This is a genomic window from Agathobaculum sp. Marseille-P7918 (genome assembly GCF_964248325.1).
In the GTDB taxonomy this organism is placed as follows: Bacteria; Bacillota; Clostridia; order Oscillospirales; family Butyricicoccaceae; genus Agathobaculum.
In genome coordinates, this window is record NZ_CAXTXI010000002.1 from 137,535 (window position 1) to 157,965 (window position 20,431).

Below are 20,431 nucleotides of genomic sequence, written 5' to 3' on the forward strand. Positions count from 1 at the left end.
TTTATATCCTCTTTTTCTCTCACATGACAGACTGCACTTTGCGGTCATCTCCCCTTCTTCATTATTCTCCTAATTCTCCTATATCAATCCATAGAAAAAGCGCTGATTCAAAAGAATCGGCGCTTTTTTACGCTTTTCCCGCTGCGGCTATCTGTGCGAGCAAAGGATATCCTATTCGGCACTCACAACGCTATACGCAGTGTCCGTGCGCATCTGCATTCATCGCTCTCCCCTTCGCTTTGCCGCCGATCACGCCATCCAGTCCAATTTGCGATCGGAAAGGATGGACCTCTGCGCGGCTGCAGCCGGTGCAGATATACACGCGGTGTCCATTTGCGCGCCTTCCGCACCGCGCGAGCGGCAGAATCCGGCAGACGGCCCTCATAATCCACCAACGTGCCGTCCACATCCAAGAAAATAATTCTATGTCCCATTTTTCCTCCTCAGACATCGCAAAGGTCGAAGAAACACTCGCCTCAGCCGCCCTTCCTGCGGATACCGCTGATCTACCTCGTAAATCAGAAGTATCCAAACATAACTATGCTGTTTGGTACGCTGAACACAAAACCATGTGTTTAAAGTTTGCCTTTCCGCCGCAAAACATTGACACTGCACCATCTACATTATAAAATGGAGCAAAAGGGGCCAGCGTACAGGCCAAAGAGAGCAGGGAGTCGCCGGATACGGAATATCCGGCACCCGGCCGAACGCACCAAGGGCAAATCCACGGAACAGATCCTGTGGAAGTCATTATTGCCTGATGAAATTGTAATAACTTTGACAGTAATCAGGTTCTCTCCCCCGCTGAGCAGAGCCTGTTAGGTAACTAAATATGAAAAAGAACATCATATATAAATTCGCCATGATTTCAGCCGTCATTGGCCTCATCATGATTTTCATCGTTATTTTGTCGGGAACAGCGTATCCCCATATGCTTTTCCGTATCGGTACTCCTTTAGGACTTGCTTTTATTTTTGCAAGTGTAATTCTGCTGTTCATCAGTTGGCTGTGGGAAATACGCAATGGAATAAAAAGGAAGCAATATGTTCAGGCCATAGTAATCGCGATTCTTGGGCTAGTCGTTATTATCCAAACGATTATCAAAATCCGATAAATGGTACAGCTGTACATCGAAGCGCCTTCAAAATGTTGCCGCAATATCGAAAGAAACAACAAATCGCGTTTTTATCGGTCGTTTCCTCCCAGCGTCCAACCAAAATCATTGTGATAGATCATCAGACGGGTCATGCCGCCGTCGATGCAGATGTTCTCACCCGTGATAAAACCCGCTTTGTCCGAACAGAGATAAAGCACCATGTTCGCAATATCCATAGGATTGCCCACGCGACCAGCGGGCTGTTGATAGGCGTCCGGACCCTCATAAACAGTATAATCTGTGTCGATCCAACCGGGAGAGATAGAATTTACCCGCACCCTGCCCGCCAGACTTACCGCCAAGGCATGGGTCAACGCCGAGATACCGCCTTTGGCTGCTGTATAGCTTTCGGTCTGAGGCTGGCTCATCCGGTCACGGGAAGAAGAGATATTTACAATAGCCGCGCCAGGCGCAAAATGGGGTGCAAGCAGCTTCGTAAGATAAAAGGGTGCAGTGATGCCCACCCGTAGGGCATAGTTAAATTCCTCATAGGTACATTCATCAATGCCCTTCATCTGAGGCAATGCATTATTGACAAGGTAATCCACATGACCACAGTCCGCAATGACCTTGCGAGCGAAGTCCTCCAGAACCGTTTGGTCAGCCAAATCGCCTACATAGTAGTCATTGGGCAGAATATCAATGACACATACTTTAGCGCCCGCTTTGCGAAACTCCTCTGCGATGGTCTTGCCAATGCCCCTAGCACCTCCGGTAACGACCGCAACTTTATTTTCGAACATGGTTTCTTCCCCCTATGTTTGTGTCTTTGCCAAAGTTCCATATCAGATGATGATGCCCTCACAGTGGTCGATCTCATGCTGGATGATCTGTGCCGTCCAACCGGTAAATGTTTTCACGCGCTCCTGAAACCTTTCGTTCTGCCAACGCACCTTGATGGACCGCCAGCGCTTGGCCGGGCGTGTGCCGGTAAGGGAAAGGCAGCCCTCCTCTGCGTCGTAAGGCTCGGACTTTTTGATAATCTCCGGATTGAACATGAACATATAGCTGCCCTCGTTATCAAAGGCAATGATGCGCTTGCTCACGCCTATCATGTTGGCCGCCATGCCGACACAGCCCGCCTTATGGTGCTCCAGCGTTTCCAAAAGGTCAGCCGCAATTTGCAGATCTGCCGATGTAGCAGCCTCCGCTTTCTGTGCCAAAAAGGTTTCGTCTTTGCAGATTTCTCGAATCATCATTGGTTCTCCTTATGTTGTTGCAGCACTGTCGCTCTTTTCCTGTATTATAGCATATCAGCACAACATCTGTCTGTTATATTTGATATGGTATTTCCGGAAACCCTCGGGGTTTCGGTGGAGGACTGTCTGTGGGTATCCCGGCTGAATGCAAAGTTACTCGGCTGACAGAAAAGCTAAGCAGTACTCTTGCGTATGTATACAGGAGGCGGAAATGCAAAAAGTCTGGCTCTCTGACCAGACCTTTGCAGAAAAATATACCACCAAGCATAGTAATCAAGAGCCGGACCAAGGTCCGGCTCTTATGCGTCACATTTTTACCAATTAGCCACCATTTTTCGCAATGAACGCTGGAAAGAAACCTCTTTTACAGCAGTTCACGCTTGATGCGTTCGAGTGCTTCGGGGGCCTGTGTATCCATCTTTTCGGGGAAGCCGAAGTAGGATACGCAGATGATGTTGTCGCCGCCGACCTTAGGCGCGTCAGGCTTCAGCTGCTTGTTGGCGAAATCCATGTCGCGCAGGGTTTCAAAGATGCCGTCAAAATCGACCTCGCCCTCGCCCATGGCGGTATGCTGATGAATGGTGACGTCTGCGCGGCCGCGGCTGTTGAGCCAAGGCGGATTGAGGATGTAGCGGCAGTCCTTGGTCTGGTTCCAAGTGTCCGCGAGCAGTACGTGAGTTAACTCGTCGCCTGCGTACTTGAGCATGTGGCGCACATCGCCTTTGCCCTGATCATAGAAGAAACCATGGGATGCCGAATAGACATAGCCGAGGTTCTTAGAGCGGAAGGACTTGACAATATCGCAGGTCTCGTCATTCAGCTCGCAAAAGTCGTACGGATGAGACTGGATTTCAACACGCAGGCCTTCACGCTCGATGATGGGCAGCAGTTCCTCCATTGATTTATAGAACATGCCGTTACAGATTTCCTGCTGGTTGGGGTCTCCCGAGAACTCAGTGTTGATGACCGGAACACCCATATTGACGGCAATCTCGATCATGCGCTTCCAGTTGGCAACCGCGTGCTGACGTTGCTCCTCGGTCGGGCCGGACCAACGGTAGACCACAATAAAGGACGAAATCTCGACACCTGTCTCGCGCAGCGCGCGGCGGTATTCCTCCTCGCACTCTCTGGAGAACAGCGGGTGCTTATAAAACGGGTTGATGCGCGGATGCGGCGACTGCTCAATATATTTGTAGCCCCAGTCGGCTACCTTATGTACATAATCATTGATGGACATCTGTTTGGCCAAAACGTCCACGTCAAATGCAATTTTCATATAGGATGCCCTCCTTGCTGGATGATGTTTGTTTTCTGATCGGGCCCTTTTGATGGTCTTATTATACGGCGATACCTTCCGGTTTCCAATGATACAATTTGCCAAAAACCTGCGAAATCCTGCTGTTTTATCTTGCAGGTCTGGTGCGTGTCTGATACGATAATCAAAAGGAGCGTGAGGACTATGCTCATTCCGGAAGCGGGTGTCCACCAAACATCAGAACGGTACTTTTTCACACCATCTGCGCTAGCACGTGAACTTTTTTACTATCCGACGCGCTGCGGGCATTATTTTTGCGATAGCCGGTATTCGTTCAGCCATCGTTCGGAAATTGCGATGGAGGGCGATCACAACCGAAATATCATGCTGTTCCTTATCCAGAGCGGTGCAATGGAGCTGACGCTTTCCGGTGTGCCGGTGCTGGCCGCGGCGGGGCAGGTCGTGCTGTTCGACTGCCGCGAGCCGTACCAGTATGCCGCATCGAACGGACTGGAATTTACCTGGCTGCTGTTCAACGGTCTGAATGTACGCGCATTTTACTGGCGCATTCTGCAAGCGCATGGCGGGCGGCAGTGCTTTACGCCGGATGCGGTCGCACCGGTAGCACAAGCGTTCGGCACGCTGCTCGAGGGCTGCGCCGCGGATGAACGTCCGAGTGAGGCGGCCTGCTCGCAGCTGATTCATCGGCTGTTATGTCTCCTGCTGCTGGGCGAAGGAGAACGCACCTCGGACGGCAGCGACCGCATCGCGCAGGCCATTCGCTTTATGAACCGGCATCTGTTTGAGCCGATCGGTGTGCAGGATGTGGCAGCAGCAGTAAACCTGAGTCCGTCGCATTTTTCACGACAGTTCAAAGCGCGCACTGGGTATTCGCCCTATGAATATATTGTGCTGCGCCGCATCGATAAGGCCAAATATCTGCTGACATCGACCGAGCAGACGGTGGGAGAAATCGCCTATGCCACCGGCTACAACAGCGAGGAGAATTTTATCCACAGCTTTCAGAAGCATGTGGGTATCTCCCCCGGCCTGTTCCGCAAATATCCAGTATAGTTAGTTTGTCATCCGCCGTCCCCTTTTCCCTCATTTTCTGCTTCATTTCCAAACAAGATGATCCTGCGCACGCAACATGCCAAGCAGCTTAAAGATCGTATGGCAGCAGATCCGCTCAATCGCCGCACAGTCTATTGATATCGCCGCCGTGCAGAATAACGTCGACGGTTTTCAGGCGCTCCACCGCCTCCGTCCGCGGCAGGTGCCCCGCTATCCATGCAGTGCAGAAGCGTTGGCCTTGGGTTCACGCTGATTACCAGATTGCGATGTGACAGAATTCAACTGCTTAATATGATTTTTACTAGTGGTCATTGTATACAAATAACTTTTTGAAGAAATATACAAAAGAGAGAAAATACGGCTTACCGATATAAATATACTTGTCAAATATTACTCTGTTTGTTACACTAAAAACAATTAAAAACAGCATTGGGCTTGTTACTGTTGAATCAGGCAATACCAAACAATAATGGACTCTAAAAGGTACTTTGTGTCCAGACATCGTACCTATCGGGGAGAACCATTTATTGTTTGGTATTTTTTTGTCACAAAAAGCGGTTATATGGGGTGGGGAAATGGTTGTCAAAAAGATTCTGAACAATAATGTCATAACATCCAATGATGAAGACGGTCAGGAAATCATTATTGTGGGAAATGGAATAGGATGGAAGCAAAAGGTTGGACAGCCTGTAGAGACAGAGAAGATTGAAAAAATCTTCCGGATGGATACGGCCAGTTCAACTGCACGGCTGAGACAGTTATTTGTCGAAGTACAAATGGATTCCATTCGCGTCAGTACCAAGATTGTGGATTATGCGCGAACGCATCTGGATCATGATCTGAAAAAGAATATTTACATTACACTAACCGACCATATTGATTTTGCAATTGACCGCTTTCGGCGCGGGCTGAAATTTCGCAGCGTATTATATTGGGAATTGCGCACTGTTTACCCAAAAGAGTTTGAAGTGGGCGTATATGCCTTAAAAATTATAGAGGAGTGTATGGGGATTCAACTGCCAGAGCATGAAGCAACCTCTATTGCGCTGCATTTGATTAACGCAGAGTATGACGGAGATATGTCCCATACTGAGGCGACTGTGGATATCGTCCATTTTGCATTGGACGTGGTACGCTTGCTGTTAGGAAAAGAGTTTGATGAGGATTCTCTTGCCTATCAGCGCTTTGTTACGCACCTGTTATTTTTTGCCCAGCGGGTGATGAAACGCAAACCGTTAGACCAGCAGGGCGGATTGTTATATGAAACAATGTGCCAGACTTATCCAAGGGAGGTGAAATGTGCAGAAAAAATTGCAAGATATGTAGAAAGTAACTATCAGCTTGATATTGGTACGGAAGAAGTTACTTTTTTAACTGTGCACATTGTTCGGCTAGCAGGAACCGACGACCACAAGCTGCCGTAAGGCAGTTTGACAAGCTGCGTCATTTCGGTGGAGGAATAAGAGGAGGTTTTTTATGGCACCGGTCAGAGATTATGCAAAACTTGCCCGTGATATCAAGGATATCTTAGGAGAAAAAAATATCATTAGTGCGGCACACTGTGCCACCAGATTGCGTCTGGTATTGCGGCAAAGTCCCAGCAAAGAGGTCACAAAACAGATTTCCGCTATGCCTGCTGTCATTCAGGTTATGGAAAAAGGGGGACAATACCAGATTGTCATTGGCACACATGCCAAAGATGTCTATCAAGAACTGATCCAGATACTAAACATCGACCAAAGCCAGCAGGCAGAAGTAAAGCAGAGCATTGGAAACCGAATTGTTGCAACCATGTCCGCTGTTTTTGCACCGTTTGTATATATTTTGGCTGCCGCAGGTCTGATTCAGGGATGTCTGATCATTATAAACCAATTTGCACCAGAATTTGCGCAAACCGGTACATATTCGGTTTTAAGTTTCTTGTCATGGACACCGTTCACATTCTTACCCATTTTTATCGGAATCACTGCGGCAAAGCATTTTAAATGCAATACCTATATTGCGGTTGCGTGCTGTTGTGCCCTTGTAAACCCAGATTGGACTGCCATTGCAAGCCGCATCTCTGAAGGGGAGACCATTCAGTTTTTAATATTTAATCTGTCCCCCACCACGTATACTTCCACTGTATTGCCGCCTCTGTTTTTGGTGCTGGTTCTGTCGTATCTGGAGCGTTTTCTGGAAAAGCACCTGCCCGACGTGATCAAAGCACTGGCAACGCCGTTTTTGTGCATGTTAATTATGGTGCCGGCTACCATTCTGGTTATCGGACCGATTTCAGACAGCCTTGCCAATGCCATTGCAGTAGGATATAATTTCCTCGTAAACAATGTACCGGTTGTTGCAGCGGCAATTGTCGGCGGTATTTGGCAGATTATCGTTATTTTTGGCGTACACTGGGGTGTTACTCCAATGGTTTTGGCCAATTTTGCAAATAACGGATGCGATTCTTTCCAGGCGTTCCAGACCTGCGCGGTGATTGCACAGGCAGCAGCCTGCTTTGGCGTATTCTTTAAGACCAAAAAGAGCGATATTAAAAATGTGTCTCTATCCGCTGGTCTGACCGGCATCTTTGGTATCACAGAACCCGCTATCTATGGTGTTACCCTGCGCTTGAAAAAACCTTTTATCTGCGGCTGCATTGGCGGTGCCATTGGTGCAATCATCATCAGCTTTTTCCATTCGATGTATTATGTTTATGCAGGCCTTCCCGGTTTGCTCACCACAGTAAATGCCATCAGCAATGAAAACCCTAACTCGTTTATCGGCATGCTGATTGGTGTGGCCGCAACCATCGTGATTACCATTGTTTTAATTCAGGTGGTTGGCTGTGACGAAAAAACCGAGCCGGCAGACGAAGAAGCACAATCTGTAAACAAAATGCCTGCGCTCACCGAAACTGCAACTTGTGAAATCTACGCACCGCTTAACGGAGAGATCAAACCGCTGTCCGAAGTCAGCGACCCGACTTTTTCAGGCGGCATCTTGGGCCAAGGAATCGCGATTGTACCCACGGATGGCAAGCTGTATGCACCGTTTGATGGCAAGATTACTTCTATTTTTGAAACAAAACATGCAATCGGTCTGGAGAATGCAGATGGCGTAGAGTTATTGATTCATATTGGACTGGAAACCGTAAACTTAGGCGGAAAACATTTTACTGCCAAAGTGAAAGCTGGCGATGCAGTAAAAACCGGCGATTTATTAATTGAGTTTGACAATGATGAAATTTCCCAGCAATTTGATATTGTTACGCCGATTTTGATCACAAATGCAGACGATATGTCTGAGATCGAAATACAGCAGCAGTCAGGCACGATTCATGCCGGTGCACCATTGATGAAGGTACACAAGTAAAACCATACAGGATATTGGCAAGGAGGAACATAGAATATGAGCTTACCTGAGAATTTTTTATGGGGTGGTGCCGTTGCTGCACACCAGTTAGAAGGCGGTTGGCAGGAAGGCGGACGCGGCCCCAGTGTCAGTGATGTGATGACGGCAGGGACGCGTGATGTACCGCGCCGGATTACCGATGGTGTTATTGCGGGCGAACGATATCCCAATCATAACGGAATTGATTTTTACCATACCTATAAGCAGGATATCGCGCTTTTTGCCGAACTTGGTTTCAAGTGCTTCCGTACGTCGATTTCCTGGAGCCGCATCTTTCCGAACGGAGATGAAACCGAGCCCAATGAAGCTGGCTTACAGTTCTATGATGATATGTTTGATGAGCTGTTGAAATATGGCATTGAGCCCGTTGTCACACTCAGTCATTTTGAAATGCCGTATTATTTGGCAAAAGAATACGGCGGATGGGTCAATCGTAAGCTGATTGATTTCTTTGTGCGATATGCTGTGGCCGTAATGGAGCGGTATAAACATAAGGTTAAGTATTGGATGACCTTCAACGAAATCAACAATCAACACAATACAACCAATGATATTTTTGGTTGGACAAACTCTGGTATTCGATTTTCTCAATTTGAAAACCCCAAAAAAGCGTTGTATCAGGCAGTGCACCATGAACTGGTTGCCTCAGCGCTGACCGTGCAGAAGGGACATGAGATTAACCCACAATTCCAAATCGGCTGCATGTGTTCGTTTGTACCTTTCTATCCGTATTCCTGCAATCCGGACGATGTGATGATAGCCGTGGAATCCATGCACGAACGTTTCTATTATGCAGATGTGCATTGTCGCGGACATTATTCTGCCTTTGCAAAAAAAGAATGGGAGCGTGAGGGAACCGCTCCGGTGATGGAACCGCAAGATGAAGAAATACTTGCCAAAGGCAAAGTGGACTATTTGGGCTTCAGTTATTATATGTCCAATGCGGTAAAAGCCGATGTCGATCAGAAAAACGCAGGACTGAGCGGCGGCAATGCCCATTCGGTCCCTAACCCCTATGTCAAAGCTTCCGATTGGGGTTGGCAAATTGACCCTGTAGGTCTGCGTTATTCCTTGACAACGCTGTATGAACGCTATGAATTACCACTGTTTATTGTAGAAAATGGATTTGGTGCGATTGACGAGTTGCAGCCCGACCATACCTGTGACGACAGCTACCGCATTGACTATTTGAAAGCACATATTCAAGAGATGAAAAAAGCGGTTGAACTGGATGGCGTAGACCTGATGGGATATACCCCTTGGGGTTGTATTGACGTGGTATCTTTTACAACAGGAGAACTGCGCAAACGATATGGATTTATTTATGTAGATTTGAACGATGATGGCACCGGAACGGGTGCGCGTTATCGCAAAAAATCTTTTGCATGGTACAAGCATGTGATTGAGACAAACGGGGAACAGCTGTAAGTTATTGCAACAGCGGAACCGTCAAACCTAACAGCATATAAACATCCCGGCTCTGAAATGATTTTCGGAGCCGGGATGTTTTGGTTATTTTTACTTTGCACGCATCCGGTGCCTCCCGAGACAGGAGACTCTGGCGTGTTTTAGGATAGGTCAGCTCAATACCGTTGGCTGTTTTCAGCAGTCAGGTTAGATAGCGGTACGGATCCAGTTGGTTTTCCAGCGCTGTCTGGATCATAGAAAAGAGCATTGCGCTGCCGGCAGCTGTTAGCGCCGGGAGTACCCCGCCATATTCCGTCGGGAGTATCGAAGCAATCCATCTTGCATCTTCGGCTGCTAATCCAACGCTTTTTAAAGGGTACGTATTGCCAGATCACTGGTCATATTGCGTTCTGTTATGCTTACGGTTATGCTTCGAACATACGGCGCCAGAGCTGCATCTCCACCCATCAGGCCGCCCTCCCGGCTGGTCACCGTCATTTCCTCCTGCTGCTGTCCGCTCAACTCCCCCTAACGCGTTCTGATAACTGCGCCGCGATAGGTGAACAGGTCGACCGGAAAATTCCAGGATATGTTGGCAGACCAGCTCGTCCTTGCCGTCACCGATCATATCGGCAGTCTGCCACGCCACCTATGCCAACTCTATTATGAGCAAAATAGTCGCGGCAACGTCTCCGGCAGTGTAGGCTGACCGCATGCATCATTCAATCTTCAGACAGTTTTTCTCGATAAATACCTGCCAGTGCAACTGCCGCTTGCGCACGAGTAGCATTCTGCTGTGGCGCAAAAACCGAGTCTCGTATTTCAGGAATGAGATCATATGCGATCGCCCATGAAACGCCTTCTATTGCGTATGTGCTAACCTGATTTGCATCAGACATACGAAGGAGACTGTCGTATCCAATGTCCGCACGGAGATACTCTTTATCAATGCAATATCGCTGCAAAATAGCTGCTAACTGTTCACGAGTAATCGGATCATTTGGACCAAATGCTCCATTCCCATATCCTGATACATACCGATGCTGCTCTGCCCAAACTACGGCATTTGCAAAATATGCTTCCTCTGGCACATCTGAAAAATCAGATGTGGCTATGTTCACCGCCGGTTTCCCTTCTAATCGATAAAGAAGCGTTACAATCATTCCGCGCGTGATAGATTGATTAGGACTAAAAGTTGTTTCGCTTGTACCAGAAATGATATTGTCTTGATATAAGAGTTCAATATCAGAGTAATAGGGTGCGCTTGTCGCCACATCTGTAAAAGGCAACTCAAAGTACCTTGTCAAATCCGAAAATTCAAGATTTCCAGAAACATCATCATAATATTCGTTATATTCAGACTCTGTTATATCAATTTCCTGTTTGGCAATAATTTTGTAGTATTCGCTCCCTGTCCGCCCATCAGACCAACCAACCTGTACCATTTCATCTAATTTATGACTGGCAAGCGTATAAAACGTGCCAAAATTATAAAATTGATTTGGTCTTGGGTATATACATACGAGTGCACGATGCTGTTCTGAATACCGAGGAAAACCATATAGGTATAGTTCTCCTGCAAACGTCGGGTCATTTCGGCTTTCATCATATGAGAACACAAGAATGCGTGAAAACGGACTATCCTCATCGCTTCTTAAGAGCAGTTCAGGAATTCCGTTTTGGTCTATATCAATGAGACAATATGAACTAGGAGCCTCTCGCCATGATCCCAAACCATCACTATTCATATATTGTCGATATGTTTTATTTTGTATCATTCCATCATACCATGATCCTGACGCACCTGCTGCACACGCCATTGGAACCATGGTCAGCACTATATAAAGAGATAACAAAGCAGCTGATATCATTTTTTTCATTATGTTTCCTCCTAATTTTGTGCCTTTCGAACTGCTGTTTCATAACAATCGCTTGCAGCCGTGACCTTTGCGCCCGAACCGCCGACTGATCTTCCAAAGAAATGTCAGCTGAAACAGATGCTGTAAGCGCAGATTCTTCCACCGTTACTTCTGGTTCGGTTTCTGCAGGAGGCGCGTCAGATGAATATTCCTGTTTTTTCGTTACTTCAAAATTAGCAGTTTTGCCGCCGCGATAAAAGCATTGCCGTTTGCATCGTGCAGTTGCAGGTAATACTGTCTCTTTTCAAATCCTGTTCCGAGCGTAACACCATAAATCGGTCCATCACCTAAAAGTTCTTCAATATTTTCACATAATTTTCCTCCTTCTTTATCAAATATACTGCTTTTCAGCAGATTGCAAACCTATTGACGCGCCTACTGCTTGCTGTCGTTTTCCCGCAGCGTACGTCTGAGCCTACTGAGCGTCACCGGCGTCATACCAAGGAACGACGCAATATATCTGTTGTTCACCTGTTCGATCAAGCCCGGATACGCTCGCAGAAACCACTGATAGCGTTCCATCGCCGTATACTGACATACCATGGTTTTAATCTGCCAATGTGTTTGCAGCGCCTGCTGCAAATACGCATTATAAATCCAAACCAGTTCTATATGCTGCTGCAACAGCGTTTGCAATGCCTGTGCCTCTATCATCAGCAACTCACACGGGGTAACCGCTTCCACGCTGATGACAGAAGGTTCATTTAATATCACAGTGGACATAGCCGGTGTGCCGCATTGAAACGCAATACAATCTGTTATCTCTCTCCCGTTGATATCCAAGAAAAAGCCTCGCAGCACCCCCTCTAAAAGAAACACGAAATGTTCTTGCCGCTCCCCTTCGCGAATCAACAACTCCTTCTTTGCAAGGTGTATTTGCTGGGTTAAATCCGCCATCTGCTGTGCTAATGCGGAATCAGTGATCTTCATCACCTCTGTATAAAACGATTCTTTTGTCAATGTTTCCCCCTCCTCCCCATTTTATGGGTATATTATATAATAGTTTTAGAAGCATTACATTTACATTTGTTAATATTGTCCAAGTTTTTATAAAATTCTTTTTTACTTCCTAACTTTCACCCTTCTATTACACCCGATTTGTCAGGTATATTCAATACGCATTCACACCTGCACAGTATTTTTTGTTTTCATGCAATCCTATAGAAGCAAAGGAGGATTTGTCATGTATTCGCCCCCCACAAGATTTCCGATCCCCAGCAGGCCTTTTATGAGAAGAATATTTATCGCAATTATATGTACTCCTTGCCCCCCACAAAAAAGCAGGCTGCGCTTCTCCGCAAACGCATGCGTCAGCAAAATGATTTCTTTGATGAATGCACAAAGGTCGCGATCCGCGAAGCGCTTTTGGGCCGATCGCTGTACGAAATTGAAAAGCAAATCAAAGACCTTCTCTGCAATCATGCTGTTTTGTCCGATTCGTATTTTCACCGCGCTTTAAATGCTGTTCGTACCAATGCGATTGAACTGCTGCACAAACTACAAGCAGGATGAATGCCGCTATCAATATCCTCAAAGAAGGTTTTGATTGCTATCAAAAGCGTACTCTTCAGCACAGCAATTGCGCCAATGAAACTATTTTATTTGGCTTTTTGTTAATCATTCAGAAGCGCTGATCGAAAATGGTGTGGGCGAATATACCCCCACTCTCTGCGCCACTCGTTCGCTACGATCTCGCTGGAAAACGGGCCGGTGCAGGCACATCTGGGACACTACGATCCTGCCTTTACGCTTCGCACCTATGTTCACACGAGTAAAGCCATGCAGAAAGCCAGCGCAGAACGCATGGAAAAAGTGGCTACAAACACGAATTTTCTGCCACAAATCAGCATTTTATTTTTCAAGTTTTTAAGAAGTTGTTTATTTTTCTGCAAATAAAAAAATTCGCACTTTTTCGAATGAAAAAGTACGAATTTCTGGTGGAGAGTCAGGGATTTGAAGAGCCAAATTCGGGAACTTATGTACTTTTTTTATGTTATCTTATCCCATTTCGTTTAAAATGATATGATATCCGAAACATTTAGACACAGCCCGTTTTTATGCTTTCAGGCTGTAAAGGGTACTCTCAAGGGTACAGGACAGCCCTACTCTCCATCGCAGTTTGATCTCAAAACAACCCATCCACTGTTGATTTTCTTTTCATTATTCAGATAGCAAGGCGTCCTGAACTATCGCCTTCAAATGCATCATCTTGTATTCTACCACTGTCCGTATAACTTTTATCCTTGGAACAGGGCTTAGTCCTTCCACCTTTCGGCGCAATCCTCCTTTGCGCTTCATGCCGAATCCATGCAAATAGATTTCGGGCATTCTGACTGGGCAGTTTTTTTCGCTGCATATGTACCATCTAATGATTAGATAATGCTTTGTTGAGTTTTGCCTGCTCGTGCTGAAGTTGGTTCAGCTGTGCATTTAAGGACTGATATTCCTGATCATATTCTTCCTTCATCTGCCTATATTCCTCTGGTGAAGGAATACCATCTGTGAAATCTTCATATAATCGTTCTCGTTTGGACTGACGTCCCCCGATTTTTACCAGAACACTCTGAATCTCATTTTTCAGATCAGACTGCCTATTCGTAATAACATCATCCTGATTTAGCTTTTGAAGCAATTGCTCAAAGTAGCAGAAGTATCTCACCTAATCTTGCAATACATTCCAAGCCACCTCCATCAACTTTGTTTGTGAGATAGTGTGCAAAGACTGACAAATTCCATAGCTTTTACGGAGACAATAATAAGAACCAGATGGCTTTGCGGAGTTTTTGTGTCGTTGGTATCTCATGGGAGAACCGCAGTCACCACAGTAAACAATCCCTCAAATAAGCGGTGGATTAGCTGCCGTTTCCGATTTCTTATACCAACGCGGAATGATGCTTGGTATGTGCTGACCTGCCAGCTGTCTGGTATGCACCGCAGTAAATACTTCTTGGACATATCCTTGGAGTAAAAACTATTGATGAGATTTTTCAGCGGAATCAACAGGCTCTCTGCGGAGCCATCTGTTTCAAAGCTGTCATAGCTATCTGCCACAGAGATAAATCTCACCCCATGGAATGGGAACACATTCTCCAGCAAGTTTCCGGCTTCGATATAGTCACGGGAGAAACGGGAAAAATCCTTGATGACCAGTGCCCGAATCTTGCCAGCATGAATATCAGCCAACATACGCTGAAATTCTTGTCGGTTGGTGTTGGTGCCTGTTCAGCCGTTATCAACGTATGTATCAGCCAAATGTAGATAGGGATGTTCCTCCACATACTCACGGCAAATCTCAATCGTCTATGATTGCTTTCCACTGCCTGCTCCCGTTCTTCCTGGAGCCTGCGTATGGAACACTGGCGAGCTTGAATTTTACGGTCATAGCCGGAATGAAACGCCAGATATTCCTCTTTACTGATAATGCCATCTGATATATCACCGTAAAGGTTGAGCTTCAAATTCTGGAACCGTTTGATTTCCTCCTCCAGCTTGGTCAACTGGGCATCAAAGCTGAAAATCATGCGTTGCTGCTCCGGCAAAGATGCAATATAATCCAGAACCCGCTCCACCTCAAAAATCTGGCGGATATGGTCTTGTACCAGAGCAAATACGATTTTGTTCAGCTTGGCTTCACTGAACGAATGAGAGGAACATCCCTCTCCGACTTTGTGGATAGAACATACACAGTAGTAATATTTCTTTCCGTGGGATGGCATTATCTTACGAACCATAGTGTGCAGGCAGTCACCACAATGGACATACCCTGCAAGCGAAGCCGGAAAATCAGCTCCACAATCTGTGTGCCGGTTCATCCACCACCAGCTTGTTTTTGTTTTCTGAGCTTTTGCGATACCCAAACGCAGCAAATGCTCCCATGCAATCTCCCATTTTCCGCTTGATGTCCAGCTGACTGCAAATCTTCATGGAAATATCCTTGCAGTAAGCATCGTTAGTCAGGTTTTTGAACGGGGCAATCAGAGAATCTGTTTGGGAACGCTCACCATTGCTGTCATAGTTGTCATTGATTGCAATGAAGCGAACTCCCATAAAAGGAAAAATCTTCTCGATATACCGACCAGAGTCGATATAGTCTCTGGCAAATCGGGACAAGTCTTTGCAGATAATGCATTTGACCTTTTTTGCCTTGATGTCCTCCATCATTCACATACTCATGGACGATAACCATATCTGCACGATCTCGCAGATACTCACGAATCATATCCTTCTGACTGCTGATGGAATCACTCTCTGATTTGTCTCCATCATCCCGTGACGGACGGGTATAGGCAGCCACATTCCAAATTTTATCTGTCATGTGATTCACACTCCTTCCATCAGCAGACTACAATATTTTTTATGTAAAGGCGAGGATGTCAGGCGGGTGCCTGACATCCTTGACAGCCTACATACTTCGGATATATGCCTCCAGACAATGTACAGCAATCATACTTGCGCCTGCCCGTTCGCATATCTGCGCAAACGCCACACAGTTGACGCTGAACGCATCCCAGCCCATACGAAACTTGACCGTGACGGGCACAGGGACTGCCCGCCGCACTGCTTCGACAATACGCGCGGCAAGGTCAGGGCTTTTCATCAGTGCTGAACCATCCCTATTGCCGACAATCTTGGGTGCAGGACAACCCATATTGATATCAATGATATCACGACCCAATACTTCCAGCGCGCGCACTGCGCCACACGCCATGCAATCGGAGTCGGAACCGAAAATCTGTGCAGCGGCTGGATGCTCGCCGGAATGCTAAGTCGGTCACGCCCGCCATGGGCGCAAGAATCAAACGATTGGGTATGGCTGCGCTGCCGATTTGCAACACGGCTATCTCTCCTTGTTGTGCATAATTCCGTTCTATTGTGGCAAATCTCGTTTCATATTGCAAACTTCTCCACGGTTACAATCAAAAAATACTGCAACAATACACAATTTCCTACACATTTTCTGCTTTTTACACTTTTTTCCGGAAGTCTCATCAGCAAAAAAGCCGCTTCCAAAGAGCGGCTTTTTATACTCAATTTCTTTCTTCTTGTATCGACAAATCATCCACTGATATCAACCCACACCTCACAAACGCTTTGGCTAATCCATCTTCTACCACCGTATCGGTAACAAAATCGGCAGCTGACCGAAGTGCTTCGACTGCATTCCCCATTGCAATTCCAACTTGGCAAAACGCAATCATGCCGATATCATTCATACCATCCCCAATAGCGATGGTATCTTCACGCCTTACCCCAAGATAATTCAAGATTCGTTTTATAGCATACGTTTTGCTCACACCACGCACTGCTAATTCACCGCTGTCTGCGCCAAAAGAGGGTACCGTACATCGAATTACCTCAAAAGTATCTGCAAATTCTTGGGCAATTCGTTCAAATGATACATCAGACTGCAAAAAGCAAATTTTATTGACATCCTCTCGATATAAGTTCTGTCTTTCCCGCATGGCAGCCGTAAACGGATTTTCACTCTGATTATGTAATCCTAACGCCTGCATTATATGCGAAACGCAATTTGAACTGGCATATAACCCTCCATTGCTCTCTAAATAAAAATCAATCTCGTTTGCGTTACAAAAGTCCACTACATGCTGTACATCTTTCAGACTGACTTTATGGTGAAACAAAACCTGCCCATCTGCAACCGCATAGCCACCTCCTGCACAAATATATCCATCAAATCCAATCTCCACGATATTATCAAACAATTCTGCACGGCTGCGTCCGGTACACAAAAATAGCTTATGCCCATTTTCCCGCGCTTTCCGGCAAGCCTGCACGGTTGCGGGCGAGATTGTCTGGTCATCGCGCACCAATGTGCCATCTACATCAAGAAATACGATTCGCCGCATCTTCTCATCGTTTCCTCTCAACTCATAAATTTATCATAATTTATTCCAAATAAGAAAAAAGGAGATTATTACCGCTGCAACAATCTCCCTTTCGCTTTTTGCTGTACAGAAATTTATTTCTTCCCTGCCAACTTTCGATTTAAATCAATGAACTTTTCGGCTAAAATTCTGAAATTCTCTGCGCTCATCAGTTGATCTTCCGCATGAACGAGCAACAGTATCACTTCTGTTTTTTCGCCTGATGCCTCCTGTTGAATTAACTGCGCATGTGCGCCATGGCCTTCAACGAAGAACTCATTTCCTTCTTTTAGCTTCTGCTCTGCTTCCTCAAATCTTTCTTCGCAAGCTAGGTCGATTGCTTCGACAAAGCTGCCTCTTGCGGCTCCGACTGCTGAGATGATTTGAAAACAAATCATTTCCATTTCTTCCATTTCGTTATCACCTCTTGTGTCTCAGCCTTCGCCGTTAAGCACAGATAATGCTTTATCCAAAACTGCCGCGCCGTTCATCATGCCATATGCCTTCATGTCAATTACGACAACCGGCTTATCGCCTGCAATTCCTTTCATTTTCTTTTCCTGAAAACGTATCTGCGGTCCCAACATCATAATGTCCGCTTCTCCAATCTCGCCAGCTGCTTCTGCGTCTGCAACTGCCCAAATTTTAGCTTCAATCCCTTTTTGTTCGGCTGCGGCCTTCATTTTGTTGACCATCAGACTTGTAGACATCCCTGCAGAGCAAACCAACAAAATTCTTACCATGAGAATACTCCTTTCTTGCGAACCAATGGCATACATCTGAGTGATTTATGCATGTTCCTCAATAAACTGCTTGTACCAACCAAAACTATCCTTTTTATATCGCTTATAGGTTCCATTTCCATTATTATCTGCATCGACATAAACAACGCCATATCGCTTTTCCATTTCACAGCTTCCTGCAGATACAATATCAATGACACCCCACATGATATATCCCAATACATCTACACCATCGTCGATTGCCTGTTCAATCTGTTCAAAATGTTGTTTCAGATATTCGATGCGATATGGGTCATGAATGGAGCCATCGACCTCCAGAACGTCTCGTGCACCAAATCCATTTTCTGAGATGAACACAGGCTTCTGGGTTCGGTCATACATTTTGTTAAGCATGATGCGCAATCCAATTGGGTCAATCTGCCAACCCCATTCACTCGCGTTGAGATACGGATTTTTGGTAGAAACCACCAGATTGCCGGCAGTCTGCTCTCCGGTCTCCTGCGTGGTTGCAATGGAGCTGGAATAATAAGAGAAGCTGACAAAATCGCTCGTATAGTCACGCAAAAGCTGTTCATCTTCTGGTTCCATTTGAATATGAATATCATTTTCACGGAAAAATCGATCCATATAGCTCGGATAATGTCCATTCGCCAGAATATCCACCGCAAACCACTGATGAATCTGCTCATCACGCACCGCTTTGAGATTATCCTCCGGGCGTGCAGTCAGAGGATAATAACAAAAACATGCTACCATGCAACCAAACTGGCTGCCGGGACACATCTCATGTCCCAATTTAATGACCTGTGCACTCGCAACAAACTGATGATGCAGCGACTGAAATACCAAGCTCTGGTCATAGGGTCCATTTTCCGGCTTAACCAACGCCACGCCATTATATGGACTAAAATAGCCCGCGTTGATTTCATTAAACGGCAGATAATAATCGACATATTTGCCCCAATGCTCAAAAACTGTCTTGGCAAAGCGCAGATAAAAGGTTATCAGCTTACGATTTGTCCAGCCGCCATAATGTTCCACCAAATAGAGCGGAACAGCATAATGCGTCATGGTCAAAAAAATCTTCATGCCCGCCTGATGCACCTTTTCAAAAATAGCATCATAAAAGCGAATTCCTTCTTCATTGGGCTGTTCCTCGTCTCCCCTCGGATACAATCTAGCCCAACTGATGGAAAACCGATAAATTTCAATCCCTAATTCTTTGAGCAGCGCAATATCTTCCTCAATGTGATCGACACCATCTGAACCCATTCGGAATGGATAGTTTCCAATCCCCTCTACTTGCTTGGCTTGGTCAATCACCGATTGTGTGAGCAGTCGGGTCGAGGTCGTTGCATCAGAAGTGCGCTTGAGATACGGGCGGCAATCTTGTGTGTCCAGCCCTTTTCCTCCCAGCTGATAGCCACCTTCATACTGGCTGCTCGCAGTGGCACCACCCCACAAAATTTTCTTTGTTTTTTTCTGATAATTCATCATCTTTCCTCTTTCCCTCACAAGCCCTGCGTTTTTCCTAGCAAATATGCACCATATTCTGGCGTATGCGCTGGCGACACAAGCGTACAGGGTAAAGCCGACAAGTTCTTTTCCAGCGGCTCAAGCATAAATGATGCTGCATGCTCAAATACGCCTCCAATATACGAAACAGGAAACGGCTTTTGGAAATCAGATGACAATGTAACAATCAATCGACTTAATTCAGCTGCGGCTTCCTGATAAATTTCCAGCGCATATTCATCTCCAGCCTGTGCTGCTTGTCCATTGAGCCGTGCCAATGCTGCCACTTCGGTGCGATGACTGTGCATTTGCGCGACATAGCTTATTATATCATGTTCATTTTCCAATGCACATGCTTTTTGAACTAAATCGTACAAGCAGCTTTTTTCTAGCCGTCCATCTACCTGCTGGCAATATACTGCTAACATCTTTTTGGCAATCCAGTATGCACTACCTTCGTCACCAAGCTGATAACCCCAGCCGCCGCACCGTTTATATACGCCATTTTGCTGTGCAAACGCAATCGAACCGGTTCCAGCAATCACAACAATACCGTCCTGCCCATCCAAAGCGCCGGATAGCGCAATCTGTACATCGCTGAATATTAGATGTGGACGCTCTGTAAACGCACACGCACAGATATCTTGAACGGTCTTTCGAACGCTCTCTTGCTGTCCATACCCAGCAAGCCCGGCCACAACACGCGCCTGACCTTCTGGGTCCAGCATCTGAACGCCCTCAGCCAAAATCCGTATGCAGTCCTCTCTTGACTGCGTCAAGACATGCACCGTTGGCTTCACACATTCATCTTGCACATGCCCTTGTGCGTCAAATAACGTGAACTTTGTCTTTGTTCCGCCACCATCTATTCCGATATACATG

At 46.2% G+C, this 20,431-nt stretch carries 26 protein-coding genes; 8 read left to right on the forward strand and 18 right to left on the reverse strand.

The window, feature by feature from the left end; all coding sequences use genetic code 11:
- Positions 1-182: 182 nt before the first annotated feature.
- Positions 183-434, reverse strand: coding sequence for a hypothetical protein (locus tag ACESSO_RS04005; protein WP_373163760.1), 252 nt, complete (start codon positions 432-434; stop codon positions 183-185).
- A gap of 398 nt (positions 435-832) precedes the next feature.
- Between ACESSO_RS04005 and ACESSO_RS04010 the strand changes: the two genes are divergently transcribed.
- Positions 833-1,114: a hypothetical protein gene (locus ACESSO_RS04010; protein ID WP_373163761.1), complete on the forward strand. Its 282-nt coding sequence runs from the start codon at positions 833-835 to the stop codon at positions 1,112-1,114.
- Between the two features lie 71 nt (positions 1,115-1,185).
- Here the strand turns inward: ACESSO_RS04010 and ACESSO_RS04015 are convergent, their stop codons facing one another.
- The 3 genes from ACESSO_RS04015 to ACESSO_RS04025 all read right to left on the reverse strand — a co-directional run bounded on the left by ACESSO_RS04015 (position 1,186) and on the right by ACESSO_RS04025 (position 3,634).
- Positions 1,186-1,899 (reverse strand): SDR family oxidoreductase, encoded by a 714-nt coding sequence (locus tag ACESSO_RS04015; RefSeq protein ID WP_373163762.1) that lies wholly within the window; start codon positions 1,897-1,899, stop codon positions 1,186-1,188.
- A gap of 42 nt (positions 1,900-1,941) precedes the next feature.
- Positions 1,942-2,352: a peptide deformylase gene (locus ACESSO_RS04020; RefSeq protein ID WP_373163983.1), complete on the reverse strand. Its 411-nt coding sequence runs from the start codon at positions 2,350-2,352 to the stop codon at positions 1,942-1,944.
- A 367-nt stretch (positions 2,353-2,719) separates the two neighbouring features.
- Positions 2,720-3,634, reverse strand: coding sequence for a sugar phosphate isomerase/epimerase family protein (locus ACESSO_RS04025; protein ID WP_373163763.1), 915 nt, complete (start codon positions 3,632-3,634; stop codon positions 2,720-2,722).
- Between the two features lie 183 nt (positions 3,635-3,817).
- Between ACESSO_RS04025 and ACESSO_RS04030 the strand changes: the two genes are divergently transcribed.
- From ACESSO_RS04030 to ACESSO_RS04050, 5 genes are all read left to right on the forward strand, one after another.
- Positions 3,818-4,687 carry a helix-turn-helix domain-containing protein gene (locus ACESSO_RS04030; RefSeq protein ID WP_373163764.1) on the forward strand — a complete coding sequence of 290 codons (870 nt, stop codon included), beginning with the start codon at positions 3,818-3,820 and terminating at the stop codon, positions 4,685-4,687.
- Between the two features lie 76 nt (positions 4,688-4,763).
- Complete coding sequence (locus tag ACESSO_RS04035; protein ID WP_373163765.1) at positions 4,764-4,940, forward strand: hypothetical protein; 177 nt, start codon at positions 4,764-4,766, stop codon at positions 4,938-4,940.
- A gap of 274 nt (positions 4,941-5,214) precedes the next feature.
- Positions 5,215-6,111 carry a BglG family transcription antiterminator LicT gene (gene licT, locus ACESSO_RS04040; protein WP_373163766.1) on the forward strand — a complete coding sequence of 299 codons (897 nt, stop codon included), beginning with the start codon at positions 5,215-5,217 and terminating at the stop codon, positions 6,109-6,111.
- Between the two features lie 52 nt (positions 6,112-6,163).
- Positions 6,164-8,041, forward strand: coding sequence for a beta-glucoside-specific PTS transporter subunit IIABC (locus ACESSO_RS04045; protein WP_373163767.1), 1,878 nt, complete (start codon positions 6,164-6,166; stop codon positions 8,039-8,041).
- Positions 8,042-8,077: 36 nt separating this feature from the next.
- Positions 8,078-9,508 (forward strand): 6-phospho-beta-glucosidase, encoded by a 1,431-nt coding sequence (locus ACESSO_RS04050; RefSeq protein WP_373163768.1) that lies wholly within the window; start codon positions 8,078-8,080, stop codon positions 9,506-9,508.
- A 348-nt stretch (positions 9,509-9,856) separates the two neighbouring features.
- Here ACESSO_RS04050 and ACESSO_RS04055 read toward each other — a convergent pair whose 3' ends face one another.
- From ACESSO_RS04055 to ACESSO_RS04065, 3 genes are all read right to left on the reverse strand, one after another.
- Positions 9,857-10,009 carry a hypothetical protein gene (locus tag ACESSO_RS04055; protein WP_373163769.1) on the reverse strand — a complete coding sequence of 51 codons (153 nt, stop codon included), beginning with the start codon at positions 10,007-10,009 and terminating at the stop codon, positions 9,857-9,859.
- A gap of 200 nt (positions 10,010-10,209) precedes the next feature.
- Positions 10,210-11,367: an S-layer homology domain-containing protein gene (locus ACESSO_RS04060; protein WP_373163770.1), complete on the reverse strand. Its 1,158-nt coding sequence runs from the start codon at positions 11,365-11,367 to the stop codon at positions 10,210-10,212.
- 414 nt (positions 11,368-11,781) lie between these two features.
- Positions 11,782-12,366 (reverse strand): Crp/Fnr family transcriptional regulator, encoded by a 585-nt coding sequence (locus ACESSO_RS04065; RefSeq protein WP_373163771.1) that lies wholly within the window; start codon positions 12,364-12,366, stop codon positions 11,782-11,784.
- A gap of 345 nt (positions 12,367-12,711) precedes the next feature.
- On the opposite strand from ACESSO_RS04065, the gene ACESSO_RS04070 reads away from it, so the two are divergent.
- Both ACESSO_RS04070 and ACESSO_RS04075 read left to right on the forward strand, forming a co-directional pair.
- Complete coding sequence (locus ACESSO_RS04070; protein ID WP_373163772.1) at positions 12,712-12,918, forward strand: hypothetical protein; 207 nt, start codon at positions 12,712-12,714, stop codon at positions 12,916-12,918.
- Between the two features lie 141 nt (positions 12,919-13,059).
- Positions 13,060-13,302, forward strand: a complete 243-nt coding sequence (locus ACESSO_RS04075) for a hypothetical protein (protein ID WP_373163984.1) — start codon at positions 13,060-13,062, stop codon at positions 13,300-13,302.
- A 469-nt stretch (positions 13,303-13,771) separates the two neighbouring features.
- Here ACESSO_RS04075 and ACESSO_RS04080 read toward each other — a convergent pair whose 3' ends face one another.
- The 11 genes from ACESSO_RS04080 to ACESSO_RS04130 form a co-directional block, all read right to left on the reverse strand.
- Entirely contained in the window at positions 13,772-14,038 is a 267-nt protein-coding gene (locus ACESSO_RS04080; protein WP_373163773.1) for a hypothetical protein, read from the reverse strand.
- A 27-nt stretch (positions 14,039-14,065) separates the two neighbouring features.
- On the reverse strand, positions 14,066-14,239 hold the full coding sequence (locus ACESSO_RS04085; RefSeq protein WP_373163985.1) for a zinc ribbon domain-containing protein: 174 nt from the start codon (positions 14,237-14,239) through the stop codon (positions 14,066-14,068).
- Positions 14,206-14,580 carry a recombinase family protein gene (locus ACESSO_RS04090; RefSeq protein ID WP_373163986.1) on the reverse strand — a complete coding sequence of 125 codons (375 nt, stop codon included), beginning with the start codon at positions 14,578-14,580 and terminating at the stop codon, positions 14,206-14,208. Before ACESSO_RS04090 ends, ACESSO_RS04085 begins: the two co-directional genes overlap by 34 nt.
- Positions 14,469-15,263 carry a zinc ribbon domain-containing protein gene (locus ACESSO_RS04095; protein WP_373163774.1) on the reverse strand — a complete coding sequence of 265 codons (795 nt, stop codon included), beginning with the start codon at positions 15,261-15,263 and terminating at the stop codon, positions 14,469-14,471. Before ACESSO_RS04095 ends, ACESSO_RS04090 begins: the two co-directional genes overlap by 112 nt.
- Entirely contained in the window at positions 15,190-15,567 is a 378-nt protein-coding gene (locus ACESSO_RS04100) for a recombinase family protein (protein WP_373163775.1), read from the reverse strand. The genes ACESSO_RS04095 and ACESSO_RS04100 overlap by 74 nt, the downstream gene beginning before the upstream one ends.
- A 241-nt stretch (positions 15,568-15,808) precedes the next feature.
- Positions 15,809-16,114 (reverse strand): tRNA-dihydrouridine synthase, encoded by a 306-nt coding sequence (locus ACESSO_RS04105; protein WP_373163776.1) that lies wholly within the window; start codon positions 16,112-16,114, stop codon positions 15,809-15,811.
- Between the two features lie 319 nt (positions 16,115-16,433).
- Positions 16,434-17,273, reverse strand: coding sequence for a Cof-type HAD-IIB family hydrolase (locus ACESSO_RS04110; RefSeq protein ID WP_373163777.1), 840 nt, complete (start codon positions 17,271-17,273; stop codon positions 16,434-16,436).
- 113 nt (positions 17,274-17,386) lie between these two features.
- Entirely contained in the window at positions 17,387-17,704 is a 318-nt protein-coding gene (locus ACESSO_RS04115; protein ID WP_373163778.1) for a PTS lactose/cellobiose transporter subunit IIA, read from the reverse strand.
- Positions 17,705-17,725: 21 nt separating this feature from the next.
- On the reverse strand, positions 17,726-18,034 hold the full coding sequence (locus tag ACESSO_RS04120; RefSeq protein ID WP_373163987.1) for a PTS sugar transporter subunit IIB: 309 nt from the start codon (positions 18,032-18,034) through the stop codon (positions 17,726-17,728).
- Between the two features lie 45 nt (positions 18,035-18,079).
- Positions 18,080-19,528: a glycoside hydrolase family 1 protein gene (locus ACESSO_RS04125; RefSeq protein ID WP_373163779.1), complete on the reverse strand. Its 1,449-nt coding sequence runs from the start codon at positions 19,526-19,528 to the stop codon at positions 18,080-18,082.
- Positions 19,529-19,545: 17 nt separating this feature from the next.
- On the reverse strand, positions 19,546-20,430 hold the full coding sequence (locus ACESSO_RS04130) for an N-acetylglucosamine kinase (RefSeq protein ID WP_373163780.1): 885 nt from the start codon (positions 20,428-20,430) through the stop codon (positions 19,546-19,548).
- Position 20,431: the final 1 nt, after the last annotated feature.